The following is a 23,892-nucleotide window of genomic DNA, read 5'->3' as shown; positions in this document are numbered from 1 at the left end:
GTCACCGCACCTCGTTGTCCGCGCCAGGCGCCGAAGCACCGAACAGCTTGATGTAAATGAACGCGATGACGGCCACCGAGAGGAACACCAGCACGCTGATCGCCGAGCCCAGGCCGATATTGAACGCTTTGAACAGGTTGTCGTAACCGAGGATCGACACCGATGCGGTGTCGTTGGCACCGCCGGTGAGCACATAGATGTTGTCGAAGATTCGGAACGCGTCGAGAGTGCGGAACACCAGGGCCACCAGGATTGCCGGTTTGATCAACGGCAGCGTCACCTTGATCAGCCGCGTCCAGGGGCCGGCCCCGTCCACCTGGGCGGCCTTGAGCAGATCCTCCGGCACCAACGCCAACCCGGCCAGCAACAGCAGCGCCATGAACGGCGTGGTCTTCCACACCTCGGCGAGGATGATGATGGCCAGCGACGGAATCTGTTGTGTCAGTGGCGCACTGCCGTCGGGAAGGAGATTCACGAGGTACCCGGTGCCGGGCGTCCATGCGTAGTACCAGCTGTAGGACGCCGCGACGGTCACGATGCCGTATGGGATGAGTATCGCGGTTCGCACCAACCCCTTGCCGAAAATGGTCCGGTGCATGACCAGTGCCAACGCCATACCCAGCACGAACTCGATGGCCACCGAGACGACCGTGATGACTCCGGTGACGACGAACGCCGTCCACCAGTACTTGTCGGTCAGGATGGTCTGGTAGTTCTCGAACCAGATGAACTTCGTGTCGGCCGGACTGGCCAGGTTGTAGCGCTGCAGGCTCAGCCACAGGGCGTACACGATCGGATAGGCGGTCACCGCGAGCATCATCACCACCGCCGGGGTGATCAGCAGGTAGGCCAGCCGACGCTGGGACCGGCGATCGTCGCTGCGGGCCGCAGCAGTCGGTGCCGTTGCCGCGGTCATGGGATCAGCCCCTTCCCGTCGATCGCCTTCTGCACCTGCTCGGTGAGCTCGTCCGCGGTCTTCTCCGGGTCGATCTTGGTGATCGGGGCCAGCGTCGCCGAAATGCGGGTCGACACCGCCTGATAGTTGGGCGTCGCCGGGCGGACCGCCGCGGTGGTCAGCTGATCGCGGATGATCGCGTACTGCGGATACTTCTTCTGGAACTCCGGATCGGAGTACAGCGAGGTGCGTACCGCCGGCAGCCCGCCCTCGATCGAGGTGTACCTCTGGTTGTCCAGATTCCGGATGCAGCGAACGGCTTCGAACGCCTCAGCCGGATGCCGTGTGGTCTTGGCCACCGCAAGATTCAGCCCGCCCAGGGTGACCCTGGTCGGCTGGCCCGGAATCACACCCGGATACGGCGCGAAACCGAATACCTCCTTGGCGGCATCGAAGGCGATGGTGAACTGGTCGTCGGACGGCGAGAACGTGCCCGCGTCATTGATACTGCCCGCCAGTTCCGGGTTCTCGCCCAGCGGCAGGAACGGCACGCCACCCTTGACGGCGTTCTCCAGCATCGAGGCGAAGACGAATGGCCAGTTGACCTCCAAGGCCGCCTTGCCCTGTTCGAGGGCCAGACGCGCGGTGCCCTCGTCGGTCTGCGTCACCGACGGGTCGGCACCGGGTGCGGTCGCCACCGCCTTGATGATCTGAAGCGCCTTGACCGTCGCGGCCCGATGCTCGGGAGTGTCAGTCAGCGTGACCCGTTTGCCGTCATCGGAAAGCACCTGCCCCCCACCGCTTTCCAGCAAAGTGTTGAACCACACCACCAGGCCTTCGTATTGCTTGGCCTGGACGGCGATCCAACTCGGCTTACCCTCCGCGTGCAATCGGGTCGCCTCGGCGACCATCCCGTCCCAGGTGTCTGGCGGAGGGTCGACCAAATCCGCTCGATACCAGAGCAATTGGGTGTTTGTGGTGACCGGGGCGGCGTAGAGCTTGTTCTGCCATTCGGCCGTCGCCAGCGGGCCGGGCAGCGTGTTGTCGGTCGCATCAGCCTCGGCCTGCCCGGCCGGATCGTCGGACAACGGCAATGCCCAACCGGCTTCGGCGAACTCCGCGGTCCAGACCACATCGAGTGCCATCACGTCGAGCGTGCGGTCGTTTCCGGTCAGCCTGCGGGCCAGTTGCAGCCGCTGATCGTCGGCGCCCTTGGGCAGACTGCGCTGTTCGATGCGGAAACGCCCGCCGAGTTCATCGTTGCAGCGTTTGGCGACGGCGGTGAAAGTCGCGGTCTCGCTGGCCGGTGTGTAGAAGCTGACGACGATGCCGTGATCACCGGCACTGCACGACGACACCGCCGATGTCATGGTCAGAGCGGCTATCGCGACCGCGCCCACCCGCCGAGCGCGTGCGCCTGGGCAAGCCATCCGCAACCGACTCCCGTCTTCTCGACTCGTGGCGCACCTGTCCGGCCTCGGCGCAGGCTGCATCACGGCAGGGCGTTACCCCGCGGCCCAAACCGTAGAACCCCGGCGGCGTGATGTGCAACACTCCCACGCCGTATGCGGCCCAATCGTGACCCGTAATAGGCGCCGGAAAGCGCCGCTAAATCGTCAAGCGCGCCAGCATGTCCCGCGCCTTCTCGGCGCTCTGCGGATCACACAGAACGTCGTATCGGCCGGCCACCAACTGCATCGTCGAACTGAAATCCCTTGTGCCACGGGCCATCGCGTATGGAACCGCGGAGGTGATCAGGCCGAAGATCACACCGGCGACCACGCCGGTGATCAGGGATGCCCACGGGTTGGGGCTGAAGAATCCCAACACCAGGCCGATGAAGATGCCCAGCCAGGCGCCGGTGATCACACCGCCGCCGAGCACTTTGGGCCACGACAGCCGGCCCGTGACCCGTTCGACCTGCATCAAATCGACCCCGACGATGGTCACCTGCTCGACCGGAAACTGCTCGTCGGATAGATAGTCGACGGCCTTCTGGGCCTCCGCATAGGTGGGATAGGAACCGATGGGCCAGCCCTTGGGCGGGGTCGGCAGGGCCGCTGGACCGCGGCGGGACGCTGCGGCCGCACCGCCTGGGTTCTGACCGGGTGGAAAAGGACTGGTCATATCTGCACATTCTCCTGTCGTGCGTGCCGTTTGTCGCGTCGTGACTGCTCGCGCAAGACGGCCCGTTGCCTGCTCAACGCGGCACCGCAGGCGTTGGTGCCCCGCGGCAAGCCAGTCCCGCGCCACCTGCACATACGCTAGGTTGAACAGCATGACAGCTTCCGGCGGCGACTCCGGCGAAAAGCCGCAGAACGCGGACGATCAGGGCCCTTCCGAAGGGACCTATGAAGCTCCGCCCATCGAGCAGAACCCGGCTCCGCCGGGATACGAGACCCCGTCGGGTTACGAAGCCACTACCCCGCCGGCATACCCCGGCTACGAGGCACCAAGCGGATTCCCGCCGTCGGGCTATCCCGCGCCCAGCTATCCGCCGCCGGGCTACACCCCGCAATCCGGGTACCCGCCGCCGGCCCCCGGCGGCTTCGGAGCGCCGGGCTATTCCGAACCGACGCCGCCCTATCCGGCCCCGCAAGGCGGCAGCGGGTATCCACCCCCGCCACCGCCCCCGCAATACGGCGGAGCCCCTTACCCCGGCGGCTACGGCTACCCCGCCCCGGACACGGGTACCAACACTCTGGCGATCTGGTCGTTGGTCGCTGCGGTCATCGGTTTGCTGTGCGGGATCGGCTCGATCGTCGGAATCGTGCTCGGCCTCGTCGCGCTCAACCAGATCAAGCAATCTCGGCAGGGTGGATACGGATTGGCCGTCGCCGGAATCGTAGTAGGTGTGGCGACGCTGATCATCAGCGTGATCTGGGCGATGTTCGCCTGGCGCTGACCCGATGACCAACCCGCCACTCCCTGAGGGTTCGCCGACGCCCGCCGATCCCTACCCGCCGGTGGACTATCCGACGAATTACCCACCGCTGCCGCCGCCGGTGTATCCGCCGCCCTATCCGATGCCCTACCCGCCGCCGGCGCCCTATCCGTATCCGGCGCCCGCCTACCCCGGTTACGGGATCGATCCCTACGATCCGTACCGGCCGACCAAACCACCGGGTACCAACGGCAAGGCCATCGCGGCGTTGGTGACCTCGCTGGCCGGTCTGATGCTGTGCGGACTCCCCTCGATCGCCGGGATCATCCTCGGGATCATCGCGATGCGCGAAACCAAGCGCACCGGCCAGGACGGCTTCGGGCTTGCGGTCGCCGGGCTGGCGATCGGCGCCGTCGTCGTCGTCGGCTATGCGCTCTTGTTCGTTTTCTCGGTCCTCGTCGCGGCTATCGTCCCGTCGTCCCCCGACTACTACCCGTAACTACACCGGCGGCACGAACCGCTCGCCCTGACGCTCCATCCCGGCTGCCCGGCCCTTGCCGGCGACCACCAGCGCCATTTTGCGGCTGGCTTCGTCGAGCATCTCGTCGCCGAGCATCACCGCCCCACGGGAACCGCCGGCCTTCGAGGTGTGCCATTCGTATGCCTCGAGAATCAGCTCGGCGCGGTCGTACTCGTCTTGACGCGGACTGAAGATCTCGTTGCCCGCCGCGATCTGGTCGGGGTGCAGGACCCATTTGCCGTCGTACCCCAACGCCGCCGCGCGTCCGGCCACTCGCCGGAACGCGGCCACGTCACGCACTTTCAGATACGGTCCGTCGATCGCGGCGATGCCGTGCGCCCGGGCCGCGACCAGGATCGTCATCAGCACGTGGTGGTAGGCGTCGCCGACGTCGTAGCCCTCGGGCTGCTCGCCCACCACCAGAGTGCGCATGTTGAGGCTGGCCATCAGGTCCGCGGGCCCGAGGACCAGGGCCTGAACCCGCGGCGCACCCGCGATCGCGTCGATGTTGCTCAGCCCCTTCGCATCTTCGATCTGGGCATCGATGCCGATCCGCCCGACCGGAAGACCGTGGGTCAATTCGAGCTGGGTCAGCAACAGATCCAGCGCGTGGATGTGACTGGCATCGGTCACCTTGGGCAACACGATGACATCGAGGTGGCCGTCGCGCGCGGAGGCGACCTCGGACACTACGTCGATGACATCGGCATGTGTCCACGGCGTGGTCCAGTCGTTGACCCGCACACCCCGTAACTGACCTGCCCAGCCCGGGCTCGCCAAGGCCGCCCCGACGTATTTGCGGGCCTGTGCCTTGGCATCTGGTGCCACCGCGTCCTCCAGGTCGAGGAACACCTCGTCGGCGGACAAGCCCTTGGCCTTCTCGATCATCTTGGGATTGCTGCCCGGAACGGAGAGACACGTTCGGCGGGGTCGATAGGCGTTATCCACGCCTACACTCCTACCCTTTGAGTCATGGCGTCGGTGAACAGGGTGTACGCGGCACGGCTGGCGGGTCTGGCCGTGCTGGGGCCGGATGGAGAATCCCTCGGCCGGGTCCGGGACGTCGTGATCAGTATGAGCATCGTGCGCCAGCAGCCGCGAGTCCTTGGCCTGGTGGTCGAATTACTCACCCGCCGAAGGATTTTCGTACCCATCCTGCGAGTGACCGCCATCGAGCCGAACGCGGTGACGCTCAACACCGGCAACGTGTCGCTGCGCCGCTTCGCCCAACGCCCCGGCGAGGTTCTGGTGCTCGGCCAGGTTCTTGACAGCAGGGTCCGGGTCAACGACCCGGAGTTGCCGCAGATGAGCGGCGTGGATGTGGTGGTCGTCGACCTGGGCATCGAGCAGGTCCGCTCCCGTGACTGGGTGGTCACTCGGGTCGCGGTACGCAGCCACCGTCGATTGGGCCGGCGCTCGACGGTCCAGGTGGTGGATTGGCACAACGTGGCCGGCCTGACCCCGTCGGCACTGGCGATGCCCGGACAGGGAGTCGCCCAGCTCCTGCACCAGTTCGACGGCAAACGCCCGATCGAGGTGGCCGACGCGATCCGGGATCTGCCCGACAAACGTCGCACCGAGGTGATCAACGCGCTCGACGACGAGCGGTTGGCCGACATCCTGCAGGAGCTGCCTGAGGACGACCAGACCGTCCTGCTGTTGCGACTGGATACCGAGCGGGCGGCCGATGTGCTGGAGGCCATGGATCCCGACGACGCCGCCGACCTGCTTGGCGTGCTGAATCCGACCGAGGCCGAGGCGCTGCTGCGCCGGATGGACCCGGAGGACTCCGAACCGGTGCGCCGGCTGCTGAGCCACTCGCCCGACACCGCGGGCGGCCTGATGACCTCTGATCCGGTGGTCCTGGCGCCCGACACCACCGTCGCCGAGGCCCTGGCCCGCGTCCGCGATCCCGACCTCACGCCGGCGCTGGCGTCGGTGGTGTTCGTGGTACGACCACCGACGGCCACCCCGACCGGGCGCTACCTGGGTTGCGTGCATCTGCAGGCGCTGCTGCGCGAACCGCCCGCCAATCTGGTCAGCGGCATCGTCGACACCGACCTGCCCAGCCTGACGCCGGGCACCTCGTTGGCCGGGGTCACGCGGTACTTCGCCGCCTACAATCTGGTCTGCGGTCCTGTGGTCGACGAGCAGAACCATCTGCTCGGGGCGGTGACCGTCGACGACGTGCTCGATCATCTGCTGCCTGACGACTGGCGGGAAAGCTTCGAGGATCCGCAGCTGTCCGGCCCGGTGACCAGCGCAGAGGGGGTAACGTGAGTGATCTGTCTGCGCGCCAGCGCCTCGACACCCCCCGCACCTCGCGGCGCCCGACGTTCAACGTCGACCCCGAGGCGGTCGGCCGGTTCAGCGAATCGATCGCCCGCTTCCTGGGCACCGGGCGCTACCTGCTCTGGCAGACAATCCTCGTCATCGTCTGGATCGCACTGAACCTGTTCGCGGTGCGCTGGCGCTGGGATCCCTATCCGTTCATCCTGCTGAACCTCGCGTTCTCCACCCAGGCCGCGTACGCCGCGCCGCTGATCCTGCTGGCCCAGAATCGCCAGGAGAACCGCGACCGGGTGTCGCTCGAGGAGGACCGCCGCCGTTCCGAGCAGACGAAAGCGGATACCGAGTTCCTGGCCCGCGAGCTGGCCGCCCTGCGGTTGGCCGTCGGCGAAGTGGCCACCCGCGACTACCTGCGCCGCGAGCTCGAAGAGATACGTGAGTTGCTGGATTCGCCGCGGCCCGACAGCACGGGCAAGGTCAAGAAGGACAAGCCCAAGAAAGCCAGACCGACAGTTGAGCCCGCGGTCGACGAAGCCGGTTCGTGACAAAGGTGACCATTGGATACCACTGAGGTCACGAAGGTATGTATGGTGACTTGGTTCACAAGCACATGCTTTGTGGTGATGGACGGACGAGCCTGTTGAGGACGGACGAGTGGGCATAGGGAACCGCGTCAGCCGGATGGTGCGGAAACCTGCATTCGGAATTGCTGTGCTCACGCCCGTGGTGCTCGCCGGAGCCGTCGGCGCGGCACCCGATCTGCCCCGGGCGCCGGTCTTCGGCGCCGAAGTCACCCCACTGGCCGCCGTCTCGCCGCAGACCGATACCTCGGGCGCGACGGTCGTCGCGCTTTCGAAGCAGCCGACCAACTTTCACTTCGCCGCGGCGACTCCGTCGGTCCCGCCCCCGGCGGTCGTGGTGAACTCGCCGGGGTCCATGCGGATCCCCTCGGTAGCACTGGCCGCCTACCGCAACGCCGAGCAGGCGATGGCCGCCACCGCCCCGGGCTGCGGGCTGAGCTGGAACCTGCTGGCAGGCATAGGCCGCATCGAGTCCATGCACGCCAACGGCGGCGCCACCGACTCGCGCGGAACCGCCATCAACCCGATCTATGGCCCGACGCTGGACGGCACCCTGGCGGGCAATGAGGTCATCGTGCAGACCGTTCAGGCCGGGCGCCCGATCTACGCGCGGGCGATGGGACCCATGCAGTTCCTGCCGGGCACCTGGTCGCGCTACGCCGCTGACGGCGACGGGGACAGTAAAGCCGATCCCCAGAATGTCTACGACTCGGCGCTTGCCGCGGCCCGTTACCTGTGTAGCGGCGGTTTGAACCTGCGTAACCAGTCGCAGGTCCTGACCGCGATTCTGCGCTACAACAATTCGATGGCCTATGCCCAGAACGTGCTGGGCTGGGCCGCCGCCTACGCCACCGGCGTCGAACCGATCAACCTGCCGCCGATTGTCGGACCGGTGCCGGCTCTCGGTGACGCTCACCTCGAGCACCCGGAAGGTCTGGGCCCGGGCCTGCCGCTCAACGCGATCGGCCTGCCCTCCACCGATCCGCTGACACAGCTCAATCTCGGTAACAGTGAGACGGCCGGACAGATCGCGTTGGGTCCGCTGCCCGGTCCGGCAGGCGCTCTGCCGACGGCGCCATGCGAGGTGATCTGCCTGGGCTCGCAGGCTCCGCCGGTCGCTGCCCCACCCGTCGATGCTCCGCCCCCCGCGGCACCGCCACCGTGGCCGCCGTTCTGGATGCCACCACCACCACCGCCGCCTCCGCCGGCACCGGTGGTAGACCCCGCTCCCGCGGCCCCGGCGGCGCCGCTGCCAGATGTCCACGGCGCGCTGCCCGGACCTGCTGCCTAGCTTTCGGGCAACGACCGTCACTGCAGGGCGACGCTCGACGCCGAGTGCGAGGCGGATGTGACGTTCGTCGACAAATACACTGGCCGCTGATGTCCGAAACACATGAGCTGCAATCCCAGGTCCGCGCGGCGCTGGCCAAAGTGATCGACCCTGAGCTGCGGCGGCCGATCACCGAGCTCAACATGGTCAAGAACATCGTCGTCGGCGACGACGGTGCCGTGCACGTCGAGATCTACCTGACCACCGCGGCGTGCCCGAAGAAGACCGAAATCACCGAACGGGTGACCCAGGCCGTCGCCGATGTGCCCGGCACCGCCGCGGTGACCGTCGCCCTGGACGTGATGAACGACGAACAGCGCACCGAACTGCGTAAGCAGCTGCGCGGCGACGCAGCCGAACCGGTGATCCCGTTCGCCCAGCCCGGTTCCCTGACCAGGGTCTACGCCGTCGCATCCGGAAAGGGCGGGGTCGGCAAGTCCAGCGTGACGGTCAACCTCGCCGCCGCGCTTGCGGCTCGCGGCCTGTCAGTCGGCGTCCTCGACGCTGACATCTACGGCCACTCGGTTCCGCGGATGATGGGCACCGCCGAGCGCCCCACCCAGGTCGAGTCGATGATCCTGCCGCCGATCGCCCACGAGGTGAAGGTCATCTCGATCGCCCAGTTCACCCAGGGCAACGCGCCGGTGGTGTGGCGCGGGCCGATGCTGCACCGGGCGTTGCAACAGTTCCTGGCCGATGTGTTCTGGGGCGACCTCGACGTGCTGTTACTGGACTTGCCGCCGGGCACCGGCGACGTTGCGATCTCGGTGGCTCAGCTCATCCCCGGCGCGGAGATCCTGGTGGTCACGACCCCGCAGCTCGCGGCGGCCGAAGTCGCCGAACGCGCCGGCGCGATCGCACTGCAGACCCGGCAGCGCATCGTCGGCGTCGTGGAGAACATGTCCGGTTTACTCATGCCCGACGGTACGACGATGCAGATCTTCGGTGAGGGCGGCGGCCGGCAGGTCGCGCAGCGGCTCAGCCAGGCCGTTGGCGCCGACGTTCCACTTCTCGGGCAGGTTCCCCTCGATCCGGCATTGGTTTCCGCGGGTGATTCCGGTGTGCCGCTGGTGCTTTCGGCTCCCGACTCGGCGGCCGGCATGGAATTGCGCAGCATCGCCGACAAACTGGCTGCGCGCCGACGCGGGCTGGCCGGGATGTCCCTGGGCTTGGACACCACCCGCCACCTGTAGTCCGCGCCGAGCGTCGAGTCGTTGGGCGATCTGCGCATTCTGAGCGCAAAAGTCGATGTTCGCGGTGAACTTCAGGTGGCGTCGGCGTCGAAGGGTGCGGGCGTGCCGGGCGTCAACGGCTCGGACTTGGGCGTCGCCGGCTGTGGTGGCGGCGCGCTGTGCGGCTTCTCCGCGCCGGGCTTGTCCGGCGACTGGAACGCCTCGCTGATCCAGGAGTCGTCTCCGTCGAGCAGGTGTTTGGTCAGCGCGGCCCGCGGTGTCATGCCACGAAGCTTCTGCAGTTCGCTCAGCGGCTGGCGCAGATCCTCGAATTCGGGTCCCAGGTCCTCGCGGAGTTGGCTGGTCGCGCCGCTGATGTAGTCGCGCGCCTGCCGCAGCGAATTGGACGTCCAGCGGATGGCGCCCGGCAGTCGCTCGGGGCCGAGGACCACCAGCCCGATGACGACCAGCAGGAGCATTTCGCCCCACCCGACGTTGGCGAACATCGCGTCAGTTGTCCGGCGCGGGATTCACCGTCAGCGTGACCTTGCGGCCATCGCGAATGACTTCGATGGGGGCGTCCTGCCCGATCTTGAGCTGCCGTATCGCGACCGCGAACTCGTCGGCGTCGGCCACCGTGCGGTTGCCGACCTTGACGATGATGTCGTTCTCGAGGATGCCGGCCTTCTCAGCCGGACTGCCGGCCTTCACATTCGCCACCTGGGCACCCTGTGCGAGGTCATTGCTGACCGATCGCGCCGACAGGCCGAGCATCGGATGCGAGACCTTTCCATCCTTGATCAACGCCTCGACGGTTTTCTTGACCTCGTTGACCGGGATGGCGAAGCCGAGACCACTCGCGCTGTCGGACAGCGACTTCCCGGCGGTGTTGATGCCGATCACCTCGGAGTTCATATTGATCAGCGGACCACCGGAGTTGCCGTGGTTGATCGAGGCGTCCGTCTGGATGGCGTCGATGACGGTATCGGTATCCGAGCCTTCACCCGACAGCGGGATCGGCCGGTGCAGCGCGCTGATGATGCCGCTGGTGACCGTGCTGCGCAGTCCCAGCGGGGCACCGGCGGCGATCACCTCGTCACCGACGTGAACCTTGTCGGAGTCACCGAAGCGGGCCACCGTCAGGTTGTCGACGTTGTCCACCTTGAGCACTGCCAGGTCCGTCTTGGGGTCGCGTCCGACGAGGTTGGCCGGCACGGACTTACCGTCGTTGAACACCACCGAGATCTTGAACTTGCTCGGGTTGTTCGCGGCGTCGGAGATGACGTGGTTGTTGGTGACGATATAGCCGCGGCCGTCGACAACGACGCCGGAACCCTGCGCGCCCTCGTCGTCGCTCACCGCCTCGATCGTGACGACGGAGTCGGCCACCGAGGCCGCGACCTTGGCGAACCTGCCTGGTGGCACGTCCCCGGTGCTGTTGGTGGCCAGCGAAACCTTGGAGGTGGTGAAGGCCTCGACGACCTCGGCCGTCTTGCGACCCACCCAACCGCCGGCGACACCGATGAGCAGCGCGACGATGCCCAGGACCGCCAGCGCGACATAGGACACCCGGCCACCGAACAGAACCTCGCGCACGCCGAGCTTGCTGGTCGGCCCGGCCGGTACGACGGGTGCGGCCGGGGGCAACGCCGGGGTGCCCAGCCCCGCGGCAGCCGCCGGATCCCGCCAGGGATCGTCGGGCTGGTCGAAGTCGTCCTTGTCTGCGTCGAGCGCGCCCGCGTCAGCGGGGTGGCGCTGCAGCGAGTCACCGGTTCCTGGCGGTCGCCCGAACGCCTCGCCGAGCACCGGGTCCGGCGGGTGGTCCTTGGGCTGGAATTCGACTTCACCACGGAACTTCGCCGGACGCAGCTCCTCGGCAATGAACGATCCGTCGACACCCTTGGGACGCCCGAAAGTGCTAGTGGCGGCCGGGTCGACCGGGGGGCGCGAAACCGGACGCGGAGCCAACCGGGGACCGGTGCCGGATTTGTCCTGATTGGGGCTCAAGTTCAACCTCTATCCAAGCGCTCAGCCGCGAGCGCGCGCTATCGGACCGAGCACGTCGCTGCTCGACTTCACATCCACACTACCGGCGCTTGCGCCGACTACGGTCCGTGCCTTCAGCTAACTGATCGGTGAGTCCGGCTTCCATGTCGCCGCCGGGGCTGTTCCGATGCTGCGGCGGTACCGGCTCGTCCGGGGCCGACTGCGGGATCTGCGACAACAGCCCCAACAGGCTGCTGGGCATGCTGATCGGATGCGAGTCCCGCAGCGCCGCTCGGGCTTGGGTCTGACCTTCTACCTCGGCCGCGCATTGCGGACACAGCGACAGATGGTGCGCGGCGCGCAGATACGACTTCATCCGCAACTCACCGTCGACATAGGCGGCAATCGCCTCGGTGGACAAATGCTCGGTGGAGCCGAACTGGCGTGGCGCCCCGACCGGCGCGTCGCTTTGGGAGGCGAATTGGGAAGGAAGCCAGGAGAACGCCCGCCGGAACATGTGCCCACGGTCGACCATCGCTGCGCTCCTCTCGGTCGCATCGGCTACGTCAGACTTTGGCGCCGCTAGGTCGAATGTAGCGCGCGCAGCCCGACACGACACGACATGAGGGGCACTTCGGCCAGTGCGTCCTAAGCGGACTCGGCGATGAAGTCGGCCATCCCCTGTTGGCCCGAATGGGCGGCCAGATAGTCGCGCAACGCCTGCCTGCCACGGTGAATGCGACTGCGTACGGTTCCCAGCTTGACGCCGAGCGTCGCACCGATCTCCTCGTAGGACAGACCCTCGATGTCGCACAGGACCACAGCGGCGCGGAATTCCGGCGGCAGCGAATCCAGCGCGGCCTGCAAATCTGCTCCGAGCCGTGAGTCGTGATAGATCTGCTCGGGGTTGGGCTCGTCGGCCGGCACCCGGTCGTAGTCCTCGGGCAACGCCTCCATGCGAATGCGGCCACGGCGGCGGACCATGTCGAGGAACAGGTTCGTGGTGATGCGGTGCAGCCAGCCCTCGAAGGTGCCGGGCTGGTAGTTCTGGACGGAGCGGAACACCCTGATGAAGGTCTCCTGGGTGAGGTCCTCTGCGTCCTGCTGGTTACCCGACAGGCGATACGCCAGCCGGTACACCCGGTCGGCGTGCTGACGAACCAACTCGTCCCAGGACGGCATCGCCGTCCGGTCGCCGGTCGCGTCGAACACCGCGGTGCCCTGCAGTTCGTCGGACGGTTCAACCCATTCGGCATCGCCGTACTGCTCGGGATGCGACATGTGTGCGGGAGCCATCAGTGTGGTGGTCGTCGGATCCTCCTGGTTGATCTGGGCCGGCGGCTCGATGCCGTCGATCGCATCAGTGCTGATAACACGAGCGCCATCTGGCGTATTCCCCGACCAGCGTTGCCTGTGTTCCATGCCCGCTACCGTTCCCCACACCGGTGTGGGGGCGATATGAGCAAACTAAGGTTTGACTAAGAAATACTTTCGTTATCTTTCTCACGCTGGTCCGATGCCCCGACTGCCAGCCCCCGAACCCGGTGCCCGGCATCGGCGTGTCGGTGCGCACGCACACCGGTGCGTGCGCCTTGGCGCGCCTGCCCACACGGCGATCCAGTTGGCTCTACGCTGCTGAGAATGGCCACTACCGAGGACCAATCAGGCCAACCGGAGGCCAGTCGCGCCGACCGGATTCTCGCCCATGCCGAGGGTTCGATCTCCGAGGACGCGATCGTCGCGGCTGCCCGGGAGCGGGCCGTCGACGCGGGCGCCGGTGCGGTGACACCGGCTGTCGGAGCGTTGCTCAGCGTACTGGCCCGTTTGTCCGGCGGCAAAGCGATCGTCGAGGTCGGCACCGGGGCCGGGGTGAGCGGCCTGTGGCTGCTGTCGGGCATGCGCGACGACGGCGTCCTGACCACCATCGATATCGAGCCAGAGCATCAACGGATTGCCAAGCAAGCGTTCAACGAGGCGGGGATCGGGCCTTCCCGCACCCGGCTGATCGCCGGACGGGCTCAGGAAGTCCTGACCCGGCTGGCCGACGAGTCCTATGACCTGGTCTTCCTCGACGCCGCTCCAGCCGATCAAGCCGATTTCGTGGTCGAAGGAGTGCGGCTTCTGCGGTCCGGTGGCGTGATCGTGGTGCACCGGTCCGCCCTGGGCGGTCGTGCCGGCGACCCGGCAGCCAAAGATGCCGAGGTGATGGCGGTGCGCGAGGCTTCACGACTGATCGCCGAGGACGAACGGCTCACGCCGGTGCTGATACCGCTGGGCGACGGAATTCTGGTTGCCGCCCGCGACTGACCCGCGCCCTAGGCCACGCCCTGGTGCGGGACCGTGCCCGGCGAGTTCATGATGATCTCGGCGAGTCGCACGGTCGCGCGACTGAGTTGACCCCTCGGTCGCGACGCGAGGTACACCTGCCAGGCCACCGGCGTCACCAGATCGACCTTGCGCAGCTGCGACATGTGCCGTGCTTCGCTGCGGGGCATGACCGCGCTCCCCACGCCGCGGCCAACCAATTCGGCCATCTCCGGCAAACCAAGTGTCAGTTCGTGCTGAACGGGTGTCTCGAGCCCGACGGCGTGAAACGCATCGTCGATGACGCTGCGCAGGCCGAAGCCCGCGGGGAAGCCCACGAGCCCGTGGTGGACAGATGCGAGCGCAGCCGAACCCGGGGGTTCTCCTGGGCGAAATCACCTAACGCAGTGACATAGTCCAGCGGCCCGAAGGACAGCAGTGCGCCGAGGCCGACCGTGCCGGAGATGCTGACACTCAACTCGATCACCGAGTCCTTGGCGACCTGAGCGGCGCGCAAGACTTCGGCGGCCCGGTCGCGGAACTCCTGGCCGGCAGCCGACAGTTTGATGCGCTGGCGGCTCCGGTCGAACAATTGCACGCCGAGTTCATGCTCAAGTTTGCTGATACTGGTCGACCGCGCAGATTGCACAACGTTGGCCCGCTCGGCCACGCGGGAAACACTCATCTCACCAGCGACGACTACGAAATATTCCAGCTGGCGAAGCTCCACCGACAGGATTGATCAAAAGAAACTCTCAGCTGCTGATTATTTGCTGAATGTACGACTAGTGGAATCCTAGCAAACTTTTTATGCGGCGATTTGTCGCGGGCGATGAATAATCGCGATCAAAGACCGAGATGTCACCGCAATCAATAATGACCGTTATCGAAAACAATCATTGGACATGCAATAACCTCACTGCTTACGTGGTCACCACCACCCCAAAGGCAGTGTGTGGCAATGACATTGCGGAGATGTTTCGGATTGGCCGGAAACGGTTAACCAGGGTGATCGAAGGGGGGACCACATGGACCCGCGAATCAGCCCCGTGATGGTGGCGGTATTGATCGCGCCCTTCATACTCTTCGGAATTGGCGCCATGGCTCTCGACCTCTCGCAAAGTCGACGCGACCGCAAGGACGATGTCGTGGCAAGTTGGGGCGAACTCCGCATCACCAAGAGCTTTCTTGTCGTGGGCTACCACCGGAACGCTCGGAGAATTCCGCTGGGCGAGCTGACGGCCACGGTCACTGAGACGGGCTCGGCCGCCGGTGGCGCCCACGTCCATCTTGTCCACGTGACCGTAGCGGGCGGCGACGGCGAGTCCGTGCGGTGCAGCCAGCGCTACTCGTTCGGTTCCATCACCGGCGCCCGGATGTTCGAGATCCTGGTCAACCGGACCGGTTCGAAGACGCCTGCCGCCCCCGCCGACGAGGCGCCGGCGCTGTCCTGGGCCGCCTGACCAATAACCCCTCGGCTCGCCCGGGTAGATTCTTGACGCCAGATTGAACGAGTGTTTAGCATCCTAAACATGCGTTCAACGGATCTGACGACCGCGGCGCGGATCCGTGACGCCGCCATCGATCTGTTCGGCACGCGCGGATTCGAGGTCGGAGTGCGCGCGATCGCGGAGGCCGCCGGCGTCAGCCCCGGTCTGGTCATCCACCACTTCGGCTCCAAGGAAGGCCTGCGCCGAGCTTGCGACGACTTCATCGCCGAAGAGATCCGCAGCGAGAAGTCCGAAGCGATCCGTTCCACCGACCCGGCGTCCTGGCTCGCGGCGGCCGCCGAGATCGATTCCTACGCGCCGATGATGTCCTACCTGGTGCGCAGCATGCAGTCCGGCGGCGAGCTCGCCAGGCGCCTGTGGCGACGGATGTTCGCCGACATCGAGAGCTACCTCGATGAGGGCGTGCGGGCCGGCACGGTGAAACCGAGCCGCGATCCGGCGGCTCGGGCCAGATACATCGGGATGGCCGGCGGCGGCGCCTTCCTGCTCTACCTGCAACTGCACGACGACCCGTCGGACCTGCGAGCCGTGCTGCGCGACTACCGCAACGACATGATGCTGCCGGCTCTCGAGCTCTACACCGAGGGGTTGCTCACCGATTCAACGATGTTCGACAGTTTCGCGGCCCATGCCGAGTTCACTACCGAGGGAGACACAGATGACGACGGCACCGGCGCCGACGGCACGCACTGATACCGCCGCGGTGGAAATCCAGGGACTGGTAAAGACTTTCGGCCGTACCCGAGCCCTGGACGGCATGGACCTGACCGTGCGCACCGGCTCGGTCACCGGCTTCCTCGGCCCCAACGGTGCAGGCAAGTCCACCACGATCAGGGTCCTGCTGGGGCTGCTGCGCGCCGACGGCGGGACCGTGCGACTGCTCGGCGGCGATCCGTGGCGCGACGCGGTGGCGCTGCACCGTCGGATCGCATACGTGCCGGGTGACGTCACACTGTGGCCGAACCTGACGGGCGGGCAGGTCATCGACTTCCTCTGCGGCCTGCGTGGCGGGGCCGACCGACGGCGACGGGACTGGCTGACTGAACGATTCGAACTCGATCCGCACAAGAAGTCCCGAACCTACTCCAAGGGCAATCGCCAAAAGGTCGCACTGATCGCCGCGTTCGCAACCAATGCGGACATTTACATTCTCGACGAGCCGACGTCGGGTCTGGATCCTTTGATGGAGAACGTGTTTCAGCAGTGCGTGCACGAAGTGGCTCGTCGTGGCGCGGCCGTGCTGCTTTCCAGCCATGTGCTGGCCGAGGTCGAGAAGATCTGTGACACAGTCACGATCATCAGGTCCGGCCGCACCGTCCAGTCCGGTTCGCTGGCCCAGTTGCGCCACCTGATGCGGACGACCGTGACCGCGCGCACTCACCGCGACCCGACCGTGGTGAGCCGATGGCCCGCGCTCCATGACGTGAATATCCGCGACGGGGAGGTCCGGTTCACCGTGGGCCGCGACGCCCTGGACGCCACCATGACGCACCTGTCCCAGCTGGGCATCGTGGATCTGACCGTCACGCCAGCGTCCCTGGAAGACCTCTTCCTGCGCGAATACCGGACCCCGGCACAATGACCGCAATCACCCGCCCGACCGGTGGCCGCCACCACAATACGGCGGCGGAGTCGTCGCTGACCGGGGTCGGCGCGCTGGTTCGCTTCGCACTGCGTCGCGACCGGGGTCGGCTCGCGATGTGGATTTCGGCGCTGACGCTGATGATGGTGTACACCCCCAACGCACTCAAGCTGGCCTTCCCGAGCGAAGCGCAACGTCAGGCGCGGGTCGATCTGCTCAAGACACCGGCCGGAATCATGTTGGGCGGGCCCTCGTTCGGCGGTGACGAAACCAACCTCGGGGTCATGATGGCCAACGAGCTGACCCTGACGCTGATCGTCGCGGCCTCGATCCTGGCGATCCTGACCGTCGTTCGCCATACTCGCGCCGAAGAAGAAAGCGGCGCCGCCGAATTGGTTCTATCCTCGACCGTCGGGCGGCATTCTCGCACCGCCGCCGCATTGATCCTCATCGCTATGGTGAACGCCGTGTTGACGGTGACGCTGACAATCGCCATGGCAGCCAACGGCTTTGCTGTGGTTGACACCGCGGCGATGTGCCTGGGTGTGACGGCCGTGGCCACCGCCTTCGGCGCGCTCGCTGCGCTCAGCGCACAGCTGTGGCGGCAGGCCCGGACTGTCACCGGCGCGACTCTGGCGACCTTGGCCGCCGCCGTGCTGGTGCGCGGCGCGGGGGATGTGATCGACCACTCCGGCAGCATATTGAGTTGGTTCTCCCCCATCGCCTGGGCTCAACAGATGCGACCGTTCGTGGCGCTGCGCTGGTGGCCGCTCGTGCTGCTGGGCGTTCTGGTGGTTGCAGTCGTCGTCACCACGGTCGCGCTGGAGGGCCGGCGCCAATATGACGACGGCGTGCTGGCGTCCTCCGGTGCGCGGTCCCAGGCCCGGCCGGTGGGCGGGGTCTTCGGACTGCAATTGGTACTCCAGCGAGGCCTGACGACCGGTTGGGCGATCGGACTGTTCGTCGGCGGCGCGGTCTTCGGATCGATGTCGAAGGCACTACAGGACGCCGCGAGCGGCAACAAGCTACTGGCACGGGTGCTTTCGACGCACGGAACCGACGGCCTGTACACCACGATGACGCAATTCCTGGCGGCCGCGACAACGGCTTACGTGGTCAACGTGGTGGTGCGACTGAACCGTGACGAGGAGTCCGGGATCGGCGAGACGGTTCTGGCCGGGGCGGCGTCCCGGTGGACGTGGCTGTTGTCGACTGTCGGAGCGGCGCTGACCGGCGCGACGGTGCTGCTTGCCTGCGCAGGAGTGGGCAACGGCGTCGGAGCGGCGCTGACAATGGGCGAGCCGCAACTCATCGGCCGCTTGACCGCGGCCGCGTTGGCGTTCCTGCCGGCGATGGCGGTGATGGCAAGTGTCGCAGCGGTCGGAGTCGCGCTACGGCGCCCCGGTATCGGATGGCTGGCGGTGACATTCGTCGTCGTCGCGTTGTATCTCGGTGCGCTGCTGCGGTTACCGGGCTGGCTCGTCGACTCCTCCCCCGTGGGGCGCACCAACGCCCCGTCGTCAGTTTCCGCTGTGGAACTGTGCACGCTCGTCGCGATCGCGGCCGTGGTGACGCTCGCGGCCGGGGTGATTTATCGCCGCCGCGATGTCGTCTAGGAGGAATCGATGAACATCTCGCTTCGGATCGTGACCTCATCGGTCCTCGGCATCGCCGTGTTTGCCGTGCTGTTGTTCATTCCCGCCGGCACCGTGAGCTATTGGCAGGGCTGGGCGGTGCTCGCCGTATTCAGTGTGGCCAGCCTGGTGCCGACCCTGTATCTGGCTCGCATCGATCCCGCCGCCTTCGAGCGGCGCACGCACGCCGGCGTCAGGGCCGAGTCCCGACCCGTCCAGAAGATCGTGATCGCCGGGACATTCCTCGCATTCGGCGCACTGCTCGTCGTACCGGCACTCGACTACCGGTTCGGCTGGTCGCATGTCCCCGCCTGGCTGTCGGTGGTCGGCGACGTGATGGTGGCCGTCGGTCTGGGCCTGACGATGTGGGTGGTCGTCCAGAATCGCTACGCCTCGGCGAATATCACCATCGAGGACGGCCAGCCGCTGGTGAGCACGGGCCTGTACGGCATTGTCCGCCACCCGATGTACACCGGAAACGTCATCTTGATGATCGGGATCGCGCTGGCCCTCGGATCGTACTGGGCGCTACTGCTCGTCGTCGTCGGTTTGCTCCTCATGGCCGTACGGATCTTCGACGAGGAGAAGCTGCTGCGCACCGAGCTGGACGGCTACCAGCAATACACTCAGAAGGTGCGCTACCGCCTGATCCCGCTGATCTGGTGAGGAGGCCTCCGTGGAGCTGATGACTGGCTTCGGCCTGGCCACCGCCGCAGGCCTCAACGCCTACATTCCGCTACTCGCGATGGGATTGCTCGGTCGTTTCACCACCCTGATCACCCTCCCGCACGGGTGGTCGTGGCTGGAAAACGGCTGGGTGATCACGATTGTCGCGATTCTGTTGGTGATCGAGATCATCGCCGACAAGATCCCGGCGCTGGACTCCGTCAACGACGCGGTGCAGACATTGGTCCGTCCCACCGCCGGCGGCATCGTGTTCGGGTCCGGTACCGCCGCGCAGACCGCCGCGGTCACCGACCCCGGTGAGTTCGCCCGGACCGGGCAGTGGGTTCCGATCGCGATCGGTGTCGTCACGGCGTTGGTGGTGCATCTGACGAAAACCACGGTCCGCCCCGCGGCCAACGTGGCCAGTGCCGGCACTGCCGCGCCGGTGCTGAGCACGATCGAGGACATCGCCAGCACTGCCCTGGTGTTCATCGCGATTCTGATTCCCGCGCTGGTGCTGGTGGTGATGATCGCGCTGGCATGGGCGGCCGTCGTGCTGGTGCGCCGCCGCCGGCGTCGCAAAGCGACGCAGCCAAACCCGGGGGCCGTCTAGATCCAGACGCCCTTACCGACGGCCACCACACCGCCCGAGCTGATCGCGAACCGCTCGCGATCCTTCTCCAGGTCGACACCGACCATCTCCCCGGGACCCACGACGACGTTCTTGTCCAGGATCGCGTGCCGGACCACCGCGCCGCGGCCCACCCGCACACCGGGCATCAGCACGCTGCCTTCGACGATCGCGCCATCTTCGATCACGACATTGCTGGACAACACCGAGTTGCGCACCGATGCCGCGGAAATGATGCTGCCCGCGCCAACCACCGACTCCTGCGCCGAGCCACCGTTGACGAACTTGGCCGGAGCCAGGTTCTCCGACTCCCCCCGGATCGGCCAGCGCTTGTTGTAGAGGTTGAACACCGGATGAACGGACACCAAATCCATGTGTGCGTCGTAAAAGGCATCCAGGGTTCCCACGTCACGCCAGTAGCCGTGGTCGCGTTCGGTGGCGCCGGGCACTTCGTTGTTGCTGAAGTCGTACACCGCGGCCATGCCGTCGGAGACCAGCCGCGGGATGATGTCGCCGCCCATGTCGTGATCGGAGTTGTCATCGTCGGCGTCGGCGCGGATGGCGTCGATGAGCACCTTGGTGGTGAAGATGTAGTTGCCCATCGACACGAACGTCTGGTCAGGATCGTCCGGCGTGCCCGGCGGGTCGGCCGGCTTCTCGACGAAGTCACGGATGCGCCCGGACTCGTCGGCGTCGATACAGCCGAACGCGTGAGCCTCGGCGCGCGGCACCCGAATGCCCGCCACCGTCGCCCCGGCGCCGCTCTCGATGTGGAACTTGACCATCTGCTCGGGGTCCATCCGGTACACGTGGTCGGCACCGAAAACCACGATGTAGTCGGGATCCTCGTCGTAGATGAGGTTCAGCGACTGGTAGATCGCGTCGGCCGAACCCGTGTACCAGCGCGGGCCCAGGCGCTGCTGCGCGGGCACCGGGGTGATGTACTCGCCGGCCAAGCCGCTCAGCCGCCAGTTCTGCGAGATGTGCCGGTCAAGCGAGTGCGATTTGTATTGGGTGAGCACGCAGATACGCAGATACCGCGCATTGACCAGATTCGACAGCACGAAATCGATCAATCGGTACGCACCACCGAAGGGAACAGCAGGCTTGGCCCGGTCCGCGGTCAGCGGATACAACCGCTTGCCCTCTCCGCCGGCCAGGACAATGCCAAGCACGTGTGGCAATTCCCTCATGCTGCAAACCTAATGGCACTGACAACAGACGGCTAGGCCATAGCGACTATTGCAGGTCGCTGTGTCGCGTTCGACACGACATGAGGTAGCGCACAAGCACGTTGCCCCGCAAGGCTGCGCCGCCCGCCCAGTGCTACTACCGTCTGGCCTATGCGGGTGGCGATGATGACTCGGGAGTATCCACCCGAGGTGTACGGCGGGGCGGGCGTGCACGTGACGGAGCTCGTCGCGCAACTGCGGCGACTCTGCGAAGTCGACGTGCACTGCATGGGTGCGCCGCGCGCCGGCGCATTCGTCCACCAGCCCGACCCGGCACTCAAAGGCGCCAACCCTTCGCTGTCGACGCTGTCGGCGGATCTGGTGATGGCCAACGCGGCCGTCGAGGCGACGGTGGTGCACTCCCACACCTGGTACACGGGGATGGCCGGTCACCTCGCGGCGTTGCTGTACGGCGTCCCGCATGTGCTGACCGCCCATTCCCTCGAACCGTTGCGGCCGTGGAAGGCCGAACAGCTCGGCGGCGGCTACCGGGTGTCGCTGTGGGTGGAGCGCACGGCGATCGAAGCCGCCGACGCGGTGATCGCGGTCAGTTCGGGCATGCGTGAGGACGTACTGTCGGCCTATCCGGCCCTGGACCCCAACCGTGTTCATGTGGTGAAGAACGGAATTGACACCGACGTCTGGTACCCGGCTCCCCCGGAACGGGGTGAGTCGGTGCTCGCCGAGCTCGGTGTCGACCCGTCCCGGCCGATGGTGGCGTTCGTCGGCCGGATAACCCGACAGAAGGGCGTACCGCACCTGATCACCGCCGCGCATCACTTCGATCCCGAGATTCAGCTGGTGCTCTGCGCCGGCGCGCCCGACACTCCCGAGATCGCCGCGGAGGTCAGCTCGGCGGTGCAGGAGCTGGCCAGCCGGCGCGACGGCGTGTTCTGGGTTCAGGAATTCCTGCCGATCGGCAAGATCCGAGAAATCCTCTCGGCGGCAACAGCTTTCATCTGCCCATCGGTGTACGAGCCGCTGGGCATCGTGAATCTGGAAGCGATGGCGTGCGGCACGGCCGTGGTCGCCTCCGATGTCGGTGGCATACCCGAGGTGGTCGACGCGGGTGTGACCGGAACACTGGTGCACTACGAGGCGGCCGACCCGGTGGGCTTCGAGGCCGGTCTGGCCGAGGCGGTCAATGCGCTGGTAGGCGATCCGGATAGGGCTCGGCGCTTCGGCGCAGCCGGACGGCAACGCTGCATCGACGAGTTCTCCTGGGCCCATATCGCCGAGCAGACGTTGGAGATTTACCGCAAAGTATCGGCATAGGCCAACCGGCAGAGAAGAAACCCCGCGCGGCCACGCGGGGTTTCGAAAGTGGATCAGTTAGCTGGTGACGTTCTTGAGTTCGTCGCCCAAGGCGGCGGCCTCATCGGGCGTCAGCTCGACGACCAGCCGCCCACCGCCCTCCAGCGGTACTCGCATCACGATGCCTCGCCCCTCCTTGGTTGCTTCCAGCGGACCGTCACCAGTCCGGGGCTTCATCGCCGCCATCGAGTGCTCCCTCCAGATTCGAGCCGGCCCGCCTTCACGGACCCGATCCGATGCCGGTTACCTGGCAGGTGCATCCGGCACTGAACTGCTTGTTTTCGATTCTATTGTTCCTTATCGGCGGGCATGGGTGCGAAAGGCCCGATTGAGCGGAATTGATTCGCCCCGTCAGGCTCCCTTGGCGGGCGGCACCCAGCAGGACGCGACGTGGTCATCAACCATGCCGGTGGCCTGCATCAACGCGTAGGCGGTGGTGGGACCGACGAAGCGGAATCCGCGCTTCTTGAGGTCCTTGGCCATGGCCTGCGACTCAGGCGTGATCGCGGGCACATCGGCCAGTGACGCGGGCCGTGGGCGCGGAGGCGGTGCATAGGACCACAGCAGTTCGGACAGGTCGACGTCGAGATCGGCGGCCGCCCTGGCATTGGCTATGGTGGCCTCGATCTTGGCCCGGTTGCGCACGATCCCCTCGTCGGCCATCAGCCGGGCGACGTCGCGATCGGTGTACCTGGCGACCGTCTCGATGTCGAAGCGAGCGAACGCGCGCCGGAAGTTGTCCCTTTTGCGCAGGATGATCAGCCACGACAGGCCACTTTGGAAAGCCTCGAGGCTCATCCGCTCGAACATCGCCACCCGGCCCCGTAGGACGCGGCCCCATTCCTGATCGTGGTAGTCACGGTAGAGCTGCGACTGCATCTGAGCCCAGCCGCAGCGATTGCGCCCGTCGTCGACAACGTCGCTCACGCGACCCCCTCGCAAGCTCGGTCATCGCGTGCCACCCGATGGTTCGCTCCGCAAGCGTCGCTCACGCCTGCTCCTCGTCAGCACCGACCGCCGCATGGTGGGTGACCGCCGGTTCCTCGAGCCCCGCGGCCGCGCGCACCGTCGCCAGCTCGGCGCGCAGCTGATCCAGCTCGGCACCGAGCCGATCCAGCACCCAGTCCACCTCGCTGGTCTTGTAACCACGCATCACCTGGGTGAACTTCACCGCTTCGACGTCCTGCGCGGTGACCCCGGAGGCTGGCAGCACGGTCGCCGTCGTCGCGCGGGGCAGCGGCGGAAGCTCCTCGCCGCGCCCGAACACCAGGCTGGCCAACCCGAACAGCACGATGCCGATCAGAATCAGCACCACCAGGTACAGCAAGATCAACGTCACGACACCGATATTGCCCTAACCG

General features: G+C 66.5%; 28 protein-coding genes. 14 read left to right on the top strand and 14 right to left on the bottom strand.

Annotated features, from left to right (window positions below; genetic code table 11):
• Window position 1: 1 nt before the first annotated feature.
• The 3 genes from ORI27_RS10850 to ORI27_RS10840 form a co-directional block, all read right to left on the bottom strand.
• The gene (locus ORI27_RS10850; protein ID WP_265996830.1) at window positions 2-916 is read right to left on the bottom strand and encodes a carbohydrate ABC transporter permease; all 915 of its coding nucleotides are present in this window, start codon (window positions 914-916) and stop codon (window positions 2-4) included.
• A complete protein-coding gene (locus ORI27_RS10845; RefSeq protein WP_265996829.1) occupies window positions 913-2,325 on the bottom strand; it encodes an ABC transporter substrate-binding protein in 1,413 nt (470 codons plus the stop codon). Before ORI27_RS10845 ends, ORI27_RS10850 begins: the two co-directional genes overlap by 4 nt.
• A gap of 178 nt (window positions 2,326-2,503) precedes the next feature.
• Window positions 2,504-3,022, bottom strand: a complete 519-nt coding sequence (locus ORI27_RS10840) for a general stress protein (RefSeq protein ID WP_265996828.1) — start codon at window positions 3,020-3,022, stop codon at window positions 2,504-2,506.
• Window positions 3,023-3,173: 151 nt separating this feature from the next.
• Here ORI27_RS10840 and ORI27_RS10835 point away from each other — a divergent pair, with 151 nt between their 5' ends.
• Window positions 3,174-3,800 (top strand): DUF4190 domain-containing protein, encoded by a 627-nt coding sequence (locus tag ORI27_RS10835; RefSeq protein WP_265996827.1) that lies wholly within the window; start codon window positions 3,174-3,176, stop codon window positions 3,798-3,800.
• A gap of 4 nt (window positions 3,801-3,804) precedes the next feature.
• A complete protein-coding gene (locus ORI27_RS10830) occupies window positions 3,805-4,278 on the top strand; it encodes a DUF4190 domain-containing protein (RefSeq protein ID WP_265996826.1) in 474 nt (157 codons plus the stop codon).
• Here the strand turns inward: ORI27_RS10830 and ORI27_RS10825 are convergent, their stop codons facing one another.
• Window positions 4,279-5,247, bottom strand: a complete 969-nt coding sequence (locus ORI27_RS10825) for an HpcH/HpaI aldolase/citrate lyase family protein (RefSeq protein ID WP_265996825.1) — start codon at window positions 5,245-5,247, stop codon at window positions 4,279-4,281.
• Between the two features lie 24 nt (window positions 5,248-5,271).
• Between ORI27_RS10825 and ORI27_RS10820 the strand changes: the two genes are divergently transcribed.
• The 4 genes from ORI27_RS10820 to ORI27_RS10805 all read left to right on the top strand — a co-directional run bounded on the left by ORI27_RS10820 (window position 5,272) and on the right by ORI27_RS10805 (window position 9,692).
• Entirely contained in the window at window positions 5,272-6,579 is a 1,308-nt protein-coding gene (locus ORI27_RS10820) for a magnesium transporter MgtE N-terminal domain-containing protein (protein ID WP_265996824.1), read from the top strand.
• A complete protein-coding gene (locus ORI27_RS10815) occupies window positions 6,576-7,133 on the top strand; it encodes a DUF1003 domain-containing protein (protein ID WP_265996823.1) in 558 nt (185 codons plus the stop codon). The genes ORI27_RS10820 and ORI27_RS10815 overlap by 4 nt, the downstream gene beginning before the upstream one ends.
• Window positions 7,134-7,269: 136 nt before the next feature.
• Window positions 7,270-8,460 carry a lytic transglycosylase domain-containing protein gene (locus ORI27_RS10810; protein WP_265996822.1) on the top strand — a complete coding sequence of 397 codons (1,191 nt, stop codon included), beginning with the start codon at window positions 7,270-7,272 and terminating at the stop codon, window positions 8,458-8,460.
• 89 nt (window positions 8,461-8,549) lie between these two features.
• Window positions 8,550-9,692 carry an Mrp/NBP35 family ATP-binding protein gene (locus tag ORI27_RS10805; RefSeq protein ID WP_265996821.1) on the top strand — a complete coding sequence of 381 codons (1,143 nt, stop codon included), beginning with the start codon at window positions 8,550-8,552 and terminating at the stop codon, window positions 9,690-9,692.
• A gap of 71 nt (window positions 9,693-9,763) precedes the next feature.
• On the opposite strand, the gene tatB is transcribed toward ORI27_RS10805, so the two are convergent.
• The 4 genes from tatB to sigE all read right to left on the bottom strand — a co-directional run bounded on the left by tatB (window position 9,764) and on the right by sigE (window position 13,079).
• Window positions 9,764-10,177 (bottom strand): Sec-independent protein translocase protein TatB, encoded by a 414-nt coding sequence (gene tatB / locus ORI27_RS10800; RefSeq protein WP_265996820.1) that lies wholly within the window; start codon window positions 10,175-10,177, stop codon window positions 9,764-9,766.
• Window positions 10,178-10,181: 4 nt separating this feature from the next.
• Entirely contained in the window at window positions 10,182-11,678 is a 1,497-nt protein-coding gene (htrA, locus tag ORI27_RS10795; protein ID WP_265996819.1) for a serine protease HtrA, read from the bottom strand.
• Window positions 11,679-11,757: 79 nt separating this feature from the next.
• Window positions 11,758-12,192 carry an anti-sigma E factor RseA gene (gene rseA / locus ORI27_RS10790; protein ID WP_265996818.1) on the bottom strand — a complete coding sequence of 145 codons (435 nt, stop codon included), beginning with the start codon at window positions 12,190-12,192 and terminating at the stop codon, window positions 11,758-11,760.
• Between the two features lie 113 nt (window positions 12,193-12,305).
• Entirely contained in the window at window positions 12,306-13,079 is a 774-nt protein-coding gene (sigE, locus tag ORI27_RS10785) for an RNA polymerase sigma factor SigE (protein WP_265996817.1), read from the bottom strand.
• A 219-nt stretch (window positions 13,080-13,298) separates the two neighbouring features.
• On the opposite strand from sigE, the gene ORI27_RS10780 reads away from it, so the two are divergent.
• On the top strand, window positions 13,299-13,964 hold the full coding sequence (locus tag ORI27_RS10780; protein WP_265996816.1) for an O-methyltransferase: 666 nt from the start codon (window positions 13,299-13,301) through the stop codon (window positions 13,962-13,964).
• Between the two features lie 8 nt (window positions 13,965-13,972).
• Here ORI27_RS10780 and ORI27_RS10775 read toward each other — a convergent pair whose 3' ends face one another.
• Window positions 13,973-14,299 carry a LysR substrate-binding domain-containing protein gene (locus tag ORI27_RS10775; protein ID WP_265996815.1) on the bottom strand — a complete coding sequence of 109 codons (327 nt, stop codon included), beginning with the start codon at window positions 14,297-14,299 and terminating at the stop codon, window positions 13,973-13,975.
• Window positions 14,209-14,646 carry a LysR family transcriptional regulator gene (locus ORI27_RS10770; RefSeq protein ID WP_265996814.1) on the bottom strand — a complete coding sequence of 146 codons (438 nt, stop codon included), beginning with the start codon at window positions 14,644-14,646 and terminating at the stop codon, window positions 14,209-14,211. The genes ORI27_RS10775 and ORI27_RS10770 overlap by 91 nt, the downstream gene beginning before the upstream one ends.
• Before the next feature lie 343 nt (window positions 14,647-14,989).
• On the opposite strand from ORI27_RS10770, the gene ORI27_RS10765 reads away from it, so the two are divergent.
• The 6 genes from ORI27_RS10765 (at window position 14,990) to ORI27_RS10740 (ending at window position 19,967) form a co-directional block, all read left to right on the top strand.
• Complete coding sequence (locus tag ORI27_RS10765; protein ID WP_265996813.1) at window positions 14,990-15,424, top strand: hypothetical protein; 435 nt, start codon at window positions 14,990-14,992, stop codon at window positions 15,422-15,424.
• A gap of 69 nt (window positions 15,425-15,493) precedes the next feature.
• The gene (locus ORI27_RS10760; protein ID WP_265996812.1) at window positions 15,494-16,165 is read left to right on the top strand and encodes a TetR/AcrR family transcriptional regulator; all 672 of its coding nucleotides are present in this window, start codon (window positions 15,494-15,496) and stop codon (window positions 16,163-16,165) included.
• Entirely contained in the window at window positions 16,131-17,054 is a 924-nt protein-coding gene (locus tag ORI27_RS10755; RefSeq protein WP_265996811.1) for an ABC transporter ATP-binding protein, read from the top strand. Before ORI27_RS10760 ends, ORI27_RS10755 begins: the two co-directional genes overlap by 35 nt.
• Window positions 17,051-18,670 (top strand): ABC transporter permease, encoded by a 1,620-nt coding sequence (locus ORI27_RS10750; RefSeq protein ID WP_265996810.1) that lies wholly within the window; start codon window positions 17,051-17,053, stop codon window positions 18,668-18,670. The genes ORI27_RS10755 and ORI27_RS10750 overlap by 4 nt, the downstream gene beginning before the upstream one ends.
• Window positions 18,671-18,679: 9 nt before the next feature.
• Window positions 18,680-19,354, top strand: coding sequence for a methyltransferase family protein (locus tag ORI27_RS10745; protein WP_265996809.1), 675 nt, complete (start codon window positions 18,680-18,682; stop codon window positions 19,352-19,354).
• Window positions 19,355-19,364: 10 nt separating this feature from the next.
• The gene (locus ORI27_RS10740; protein WP_265996808.1) at window positions 19,365-19,967 is read left to right on the top strand and encodes a DUF4126 domain-containing protein; all 603 of its coding nucleotides are present in this window, start codon (window positions 19,365-19,367) and stop codon (window positions 19,965-19,967) included.
• Here ORI27_RS10740 and glgC read toward each other — a convergent pair.
• A complete protein-coding gene (glgC, locus tag ORI27_RS10735) occupies window positions 19,964-21,178 on the bottom strand; it encodes a glucose-1-phosphate adenylyltransferase (RefSeq protein WP_265996807.1) in 1,215 nt (404 codons plus the stop codon). The two genes, ORI27_RS10740 and glgC, sit on opposite strands and share 4 nt — an antisense overlap.
• 150 nt (window positions 21,179-21,328) lie before the next feature.
• On the opposite strand from glgC, the gene glgA reads away from it, so the two are divergent.
• A complete protein-coding gene (gene glgA, locus ORI27_RS10730; protein WP_265996806.1) occupies window positions 21,329-22,492 on the top strand; it encodes a glycogen synthase in 1,164 nt (387 codons plus the stop codon).
• A 57-nt stretch (window positions 22,493-22,549) separates the two neighbouring features.
• Here glgA and ORI27_RS10725 read toward each other — a convergent pair whose 3' ends face one another.
• The 3 genes from ORI27_RS10725 to ORI27_RS10715 form a co-directional block, all read right to left on the bottom strand.
• A complete protein-coding gene (locus ORI27_RS10725; RefSeq protein ID WP_005059648.1) occupies window positions 22,550-22,717 on the bottom strand; it encodes a DUF3117 domain-containing protein in 168 nt (55 codons plus the stop codon).
• A 165-nt stretch (window positions 22,718-22,882) separates the two neighbouring features.
• A complete protein-coding gene (locus ORI27_RS10720; RefSeq protein ID WP_265996769.1) occupies window positions 22,883-23,458 on the bottom strand; it encodes a DNA-3-methyladenine glycosylase I in 576 nt (191 codons plus the stop codon).
• Window positions 23,459-23,519: 61 nt separating this feature from the next.
• Window positions 23,520-23,870, bottom strand: a complete 351-nt coding sequence (locus ORI27_RS10715; RefSeq protein WP_265996768.1) for a DivIVA domain-containing protein — start codon at window positions 23,868-23,870, stop codon at window positions 23,520-23,522.
• Between the last annotated feature and the right edge of the window lie 22 nt (window positions 23,871-23,892).

Origin of the sequence: Mycobacterium pinniadriaticum (assembly GCF_026242045.1) — a bacterium.
Lineage (GTDB): Bacteria > Actinomycetota > Actinomycetes > Mycobacteriales > Mycobacteriaceae > Mycobacterium > Mycobacterium pinniadriaticum.
This window is presented reverse-complemented; position numbering and strand designations above follow the sequence as displayed.

Excerpts from the sequence above, each read along its gene's own strand:
- ORI27_RS10850 (WP_265996830.1), bottom strand. The coding sequence starts at position 916 with ATGACCGCGGCAACGGCACCGACTGCTGCGGCCCGCAGCGACGATCGC.
- ORI27_RS10845 (WP_265996829.1), bottom strand. The coding sequence starts at position 2,325 with ATGGCTTGCCCAGGCGCACGCGCTCGGCGGGTGGGCGCGGTCGCGATA.
- ORI27_RS10840 (WP_265996828.1), bottom strand. The coding sequence starts at position 3,022 with ATGACCAGTCCTTTTCCACCCGGTCAGAACCCAGGCGGTGCGGCCGCA.
- ORI27_RS10835 (WP_265996827.1), top strand. The coding sequence starts at position 3,174 with ATGACAGCTTCCGGCGGCGACTCCGGCGAAAAGCCGCAGAACGCGGAC.
- ORI27_RS10830 (WP_265996826.1), top strand. The coding sequence starts at position 3,805 with ATGACCAACCCGCCACTCCCTGAGGGTTCGCCGACGCCCGCCGATCCC.
- ORI27_RS10820 (WP_265996824.1), top strand. The coding sequence starts at position 5,272 with ATGGCGTCGGTGAACAGGGTGTACGCGGCACGGCTGGCGGGTCTGGCC.
- ORI27_RS10810 (WP_265996822.1), top strand. The coding sequence starts at position 7,270 with ATGGTGCGGAAACCTGCATTCGGAATTGCTGTGCTCACGCCCGTGGTG.
- ORI27_RS10805 (WP_265996821.1), top strand. The coding sequence starts at position 8,550 with ATGTCCGAAACACATGAGCTGCAATCCCAGGTCCGCGCGGCGCTGGCC.
- tatB (WP_265996820.1), bottom strand. The coding sequence starts at position 10,177 with ATGTTCGCCAACGTCGGGTGGGGCGAAATGCTCCTGCTGGTCGTCATC.
- rseA (WP_265996818.1), bottom strand. The coding sequence starts at position 12,192 with ATGGTCGACCGTGGGCACATGTTCCGGCGGGCGTTCTCCTGGCTTCCT.
- sigE (WP_265996817.1), bottom strand. The coding sequence starts at position 13,079 with ATGGAACACAGGCAACGCTGGTCGGGGAATACGCCAGATGGCGCTCGT.
- ORI27_RS10780 (WP_265996816.1), top strand. The coding sequence starts at position 13,299 with ATGGCCACTACCGAGGACCAATCAGGCCAACCGGAGGCCAGTCGCGCC.
- ORI27_RS10770 (WP_265996814.1), bottom strand. The coding sequence starts at position 14,646 with ATGAGTGTTTCCCGCGTGGCCGAGCGGGCCAACGTTGTGCAATCTGCG.
- ORI27_RS10765 (WP_265996813.1), top strand. The coding sequence starts at position 14,990 with ATGGACCCGCGAATCAGCCCCGTGATGGTGGCGGTATTGATCGCGCCC.
- ORI27_RS10760 (WP_265996812.1), top strand. The coding sequence starts at position 15,494 with ATGCGTTCAACGGATCTGACGACCGCGGCGCGGATCCGTGACGCCGCC.
- ORI27_RS10755 (WP_265996811.1), top strand. The coding sequence starts at position 16,131 with ATGACGACGGCACCGGCGCCGACGGCACGCACTGATACCGCCGCGGTG.
- ORI27_RS10750 (WP_265996810.1), top strand. The coding sequence starts at position 17,051 with ATGACCGCAATCACCCGCCCGACCGGTGGCCGCCACCACAATACGGCG.
- ORI27_RS10745 (WP_265996809.1), top strand. The coding sequence starts at position 18,680 with ATGAACATCTCGCTTCGGATCGTGACCTCATCGGTCCTCGGCATCGCC.
- glgC (WP_265996807.1), bottom strand. The coding sequence starts at position 21,178 with ATGAGGGAATTGCCACACGTGCTTGGCATTGTCCTGGCCGGCGGAGAG.
- glgA (WP_265996806.1), top strand. The coding sequence starts at position 21,329 with ATGCGGGTGGCGATGATGACTCGGGAGTATCCACCCGAGGTGTACGGC.
- ORI27_RS10725 (WP_005059648.1), bottom strand. The coding sequence starts at position 22,717 with ATGGCGGCGATGAAGCCCCGGACTGGTGACGGTCCGCTGGAAGCAACC.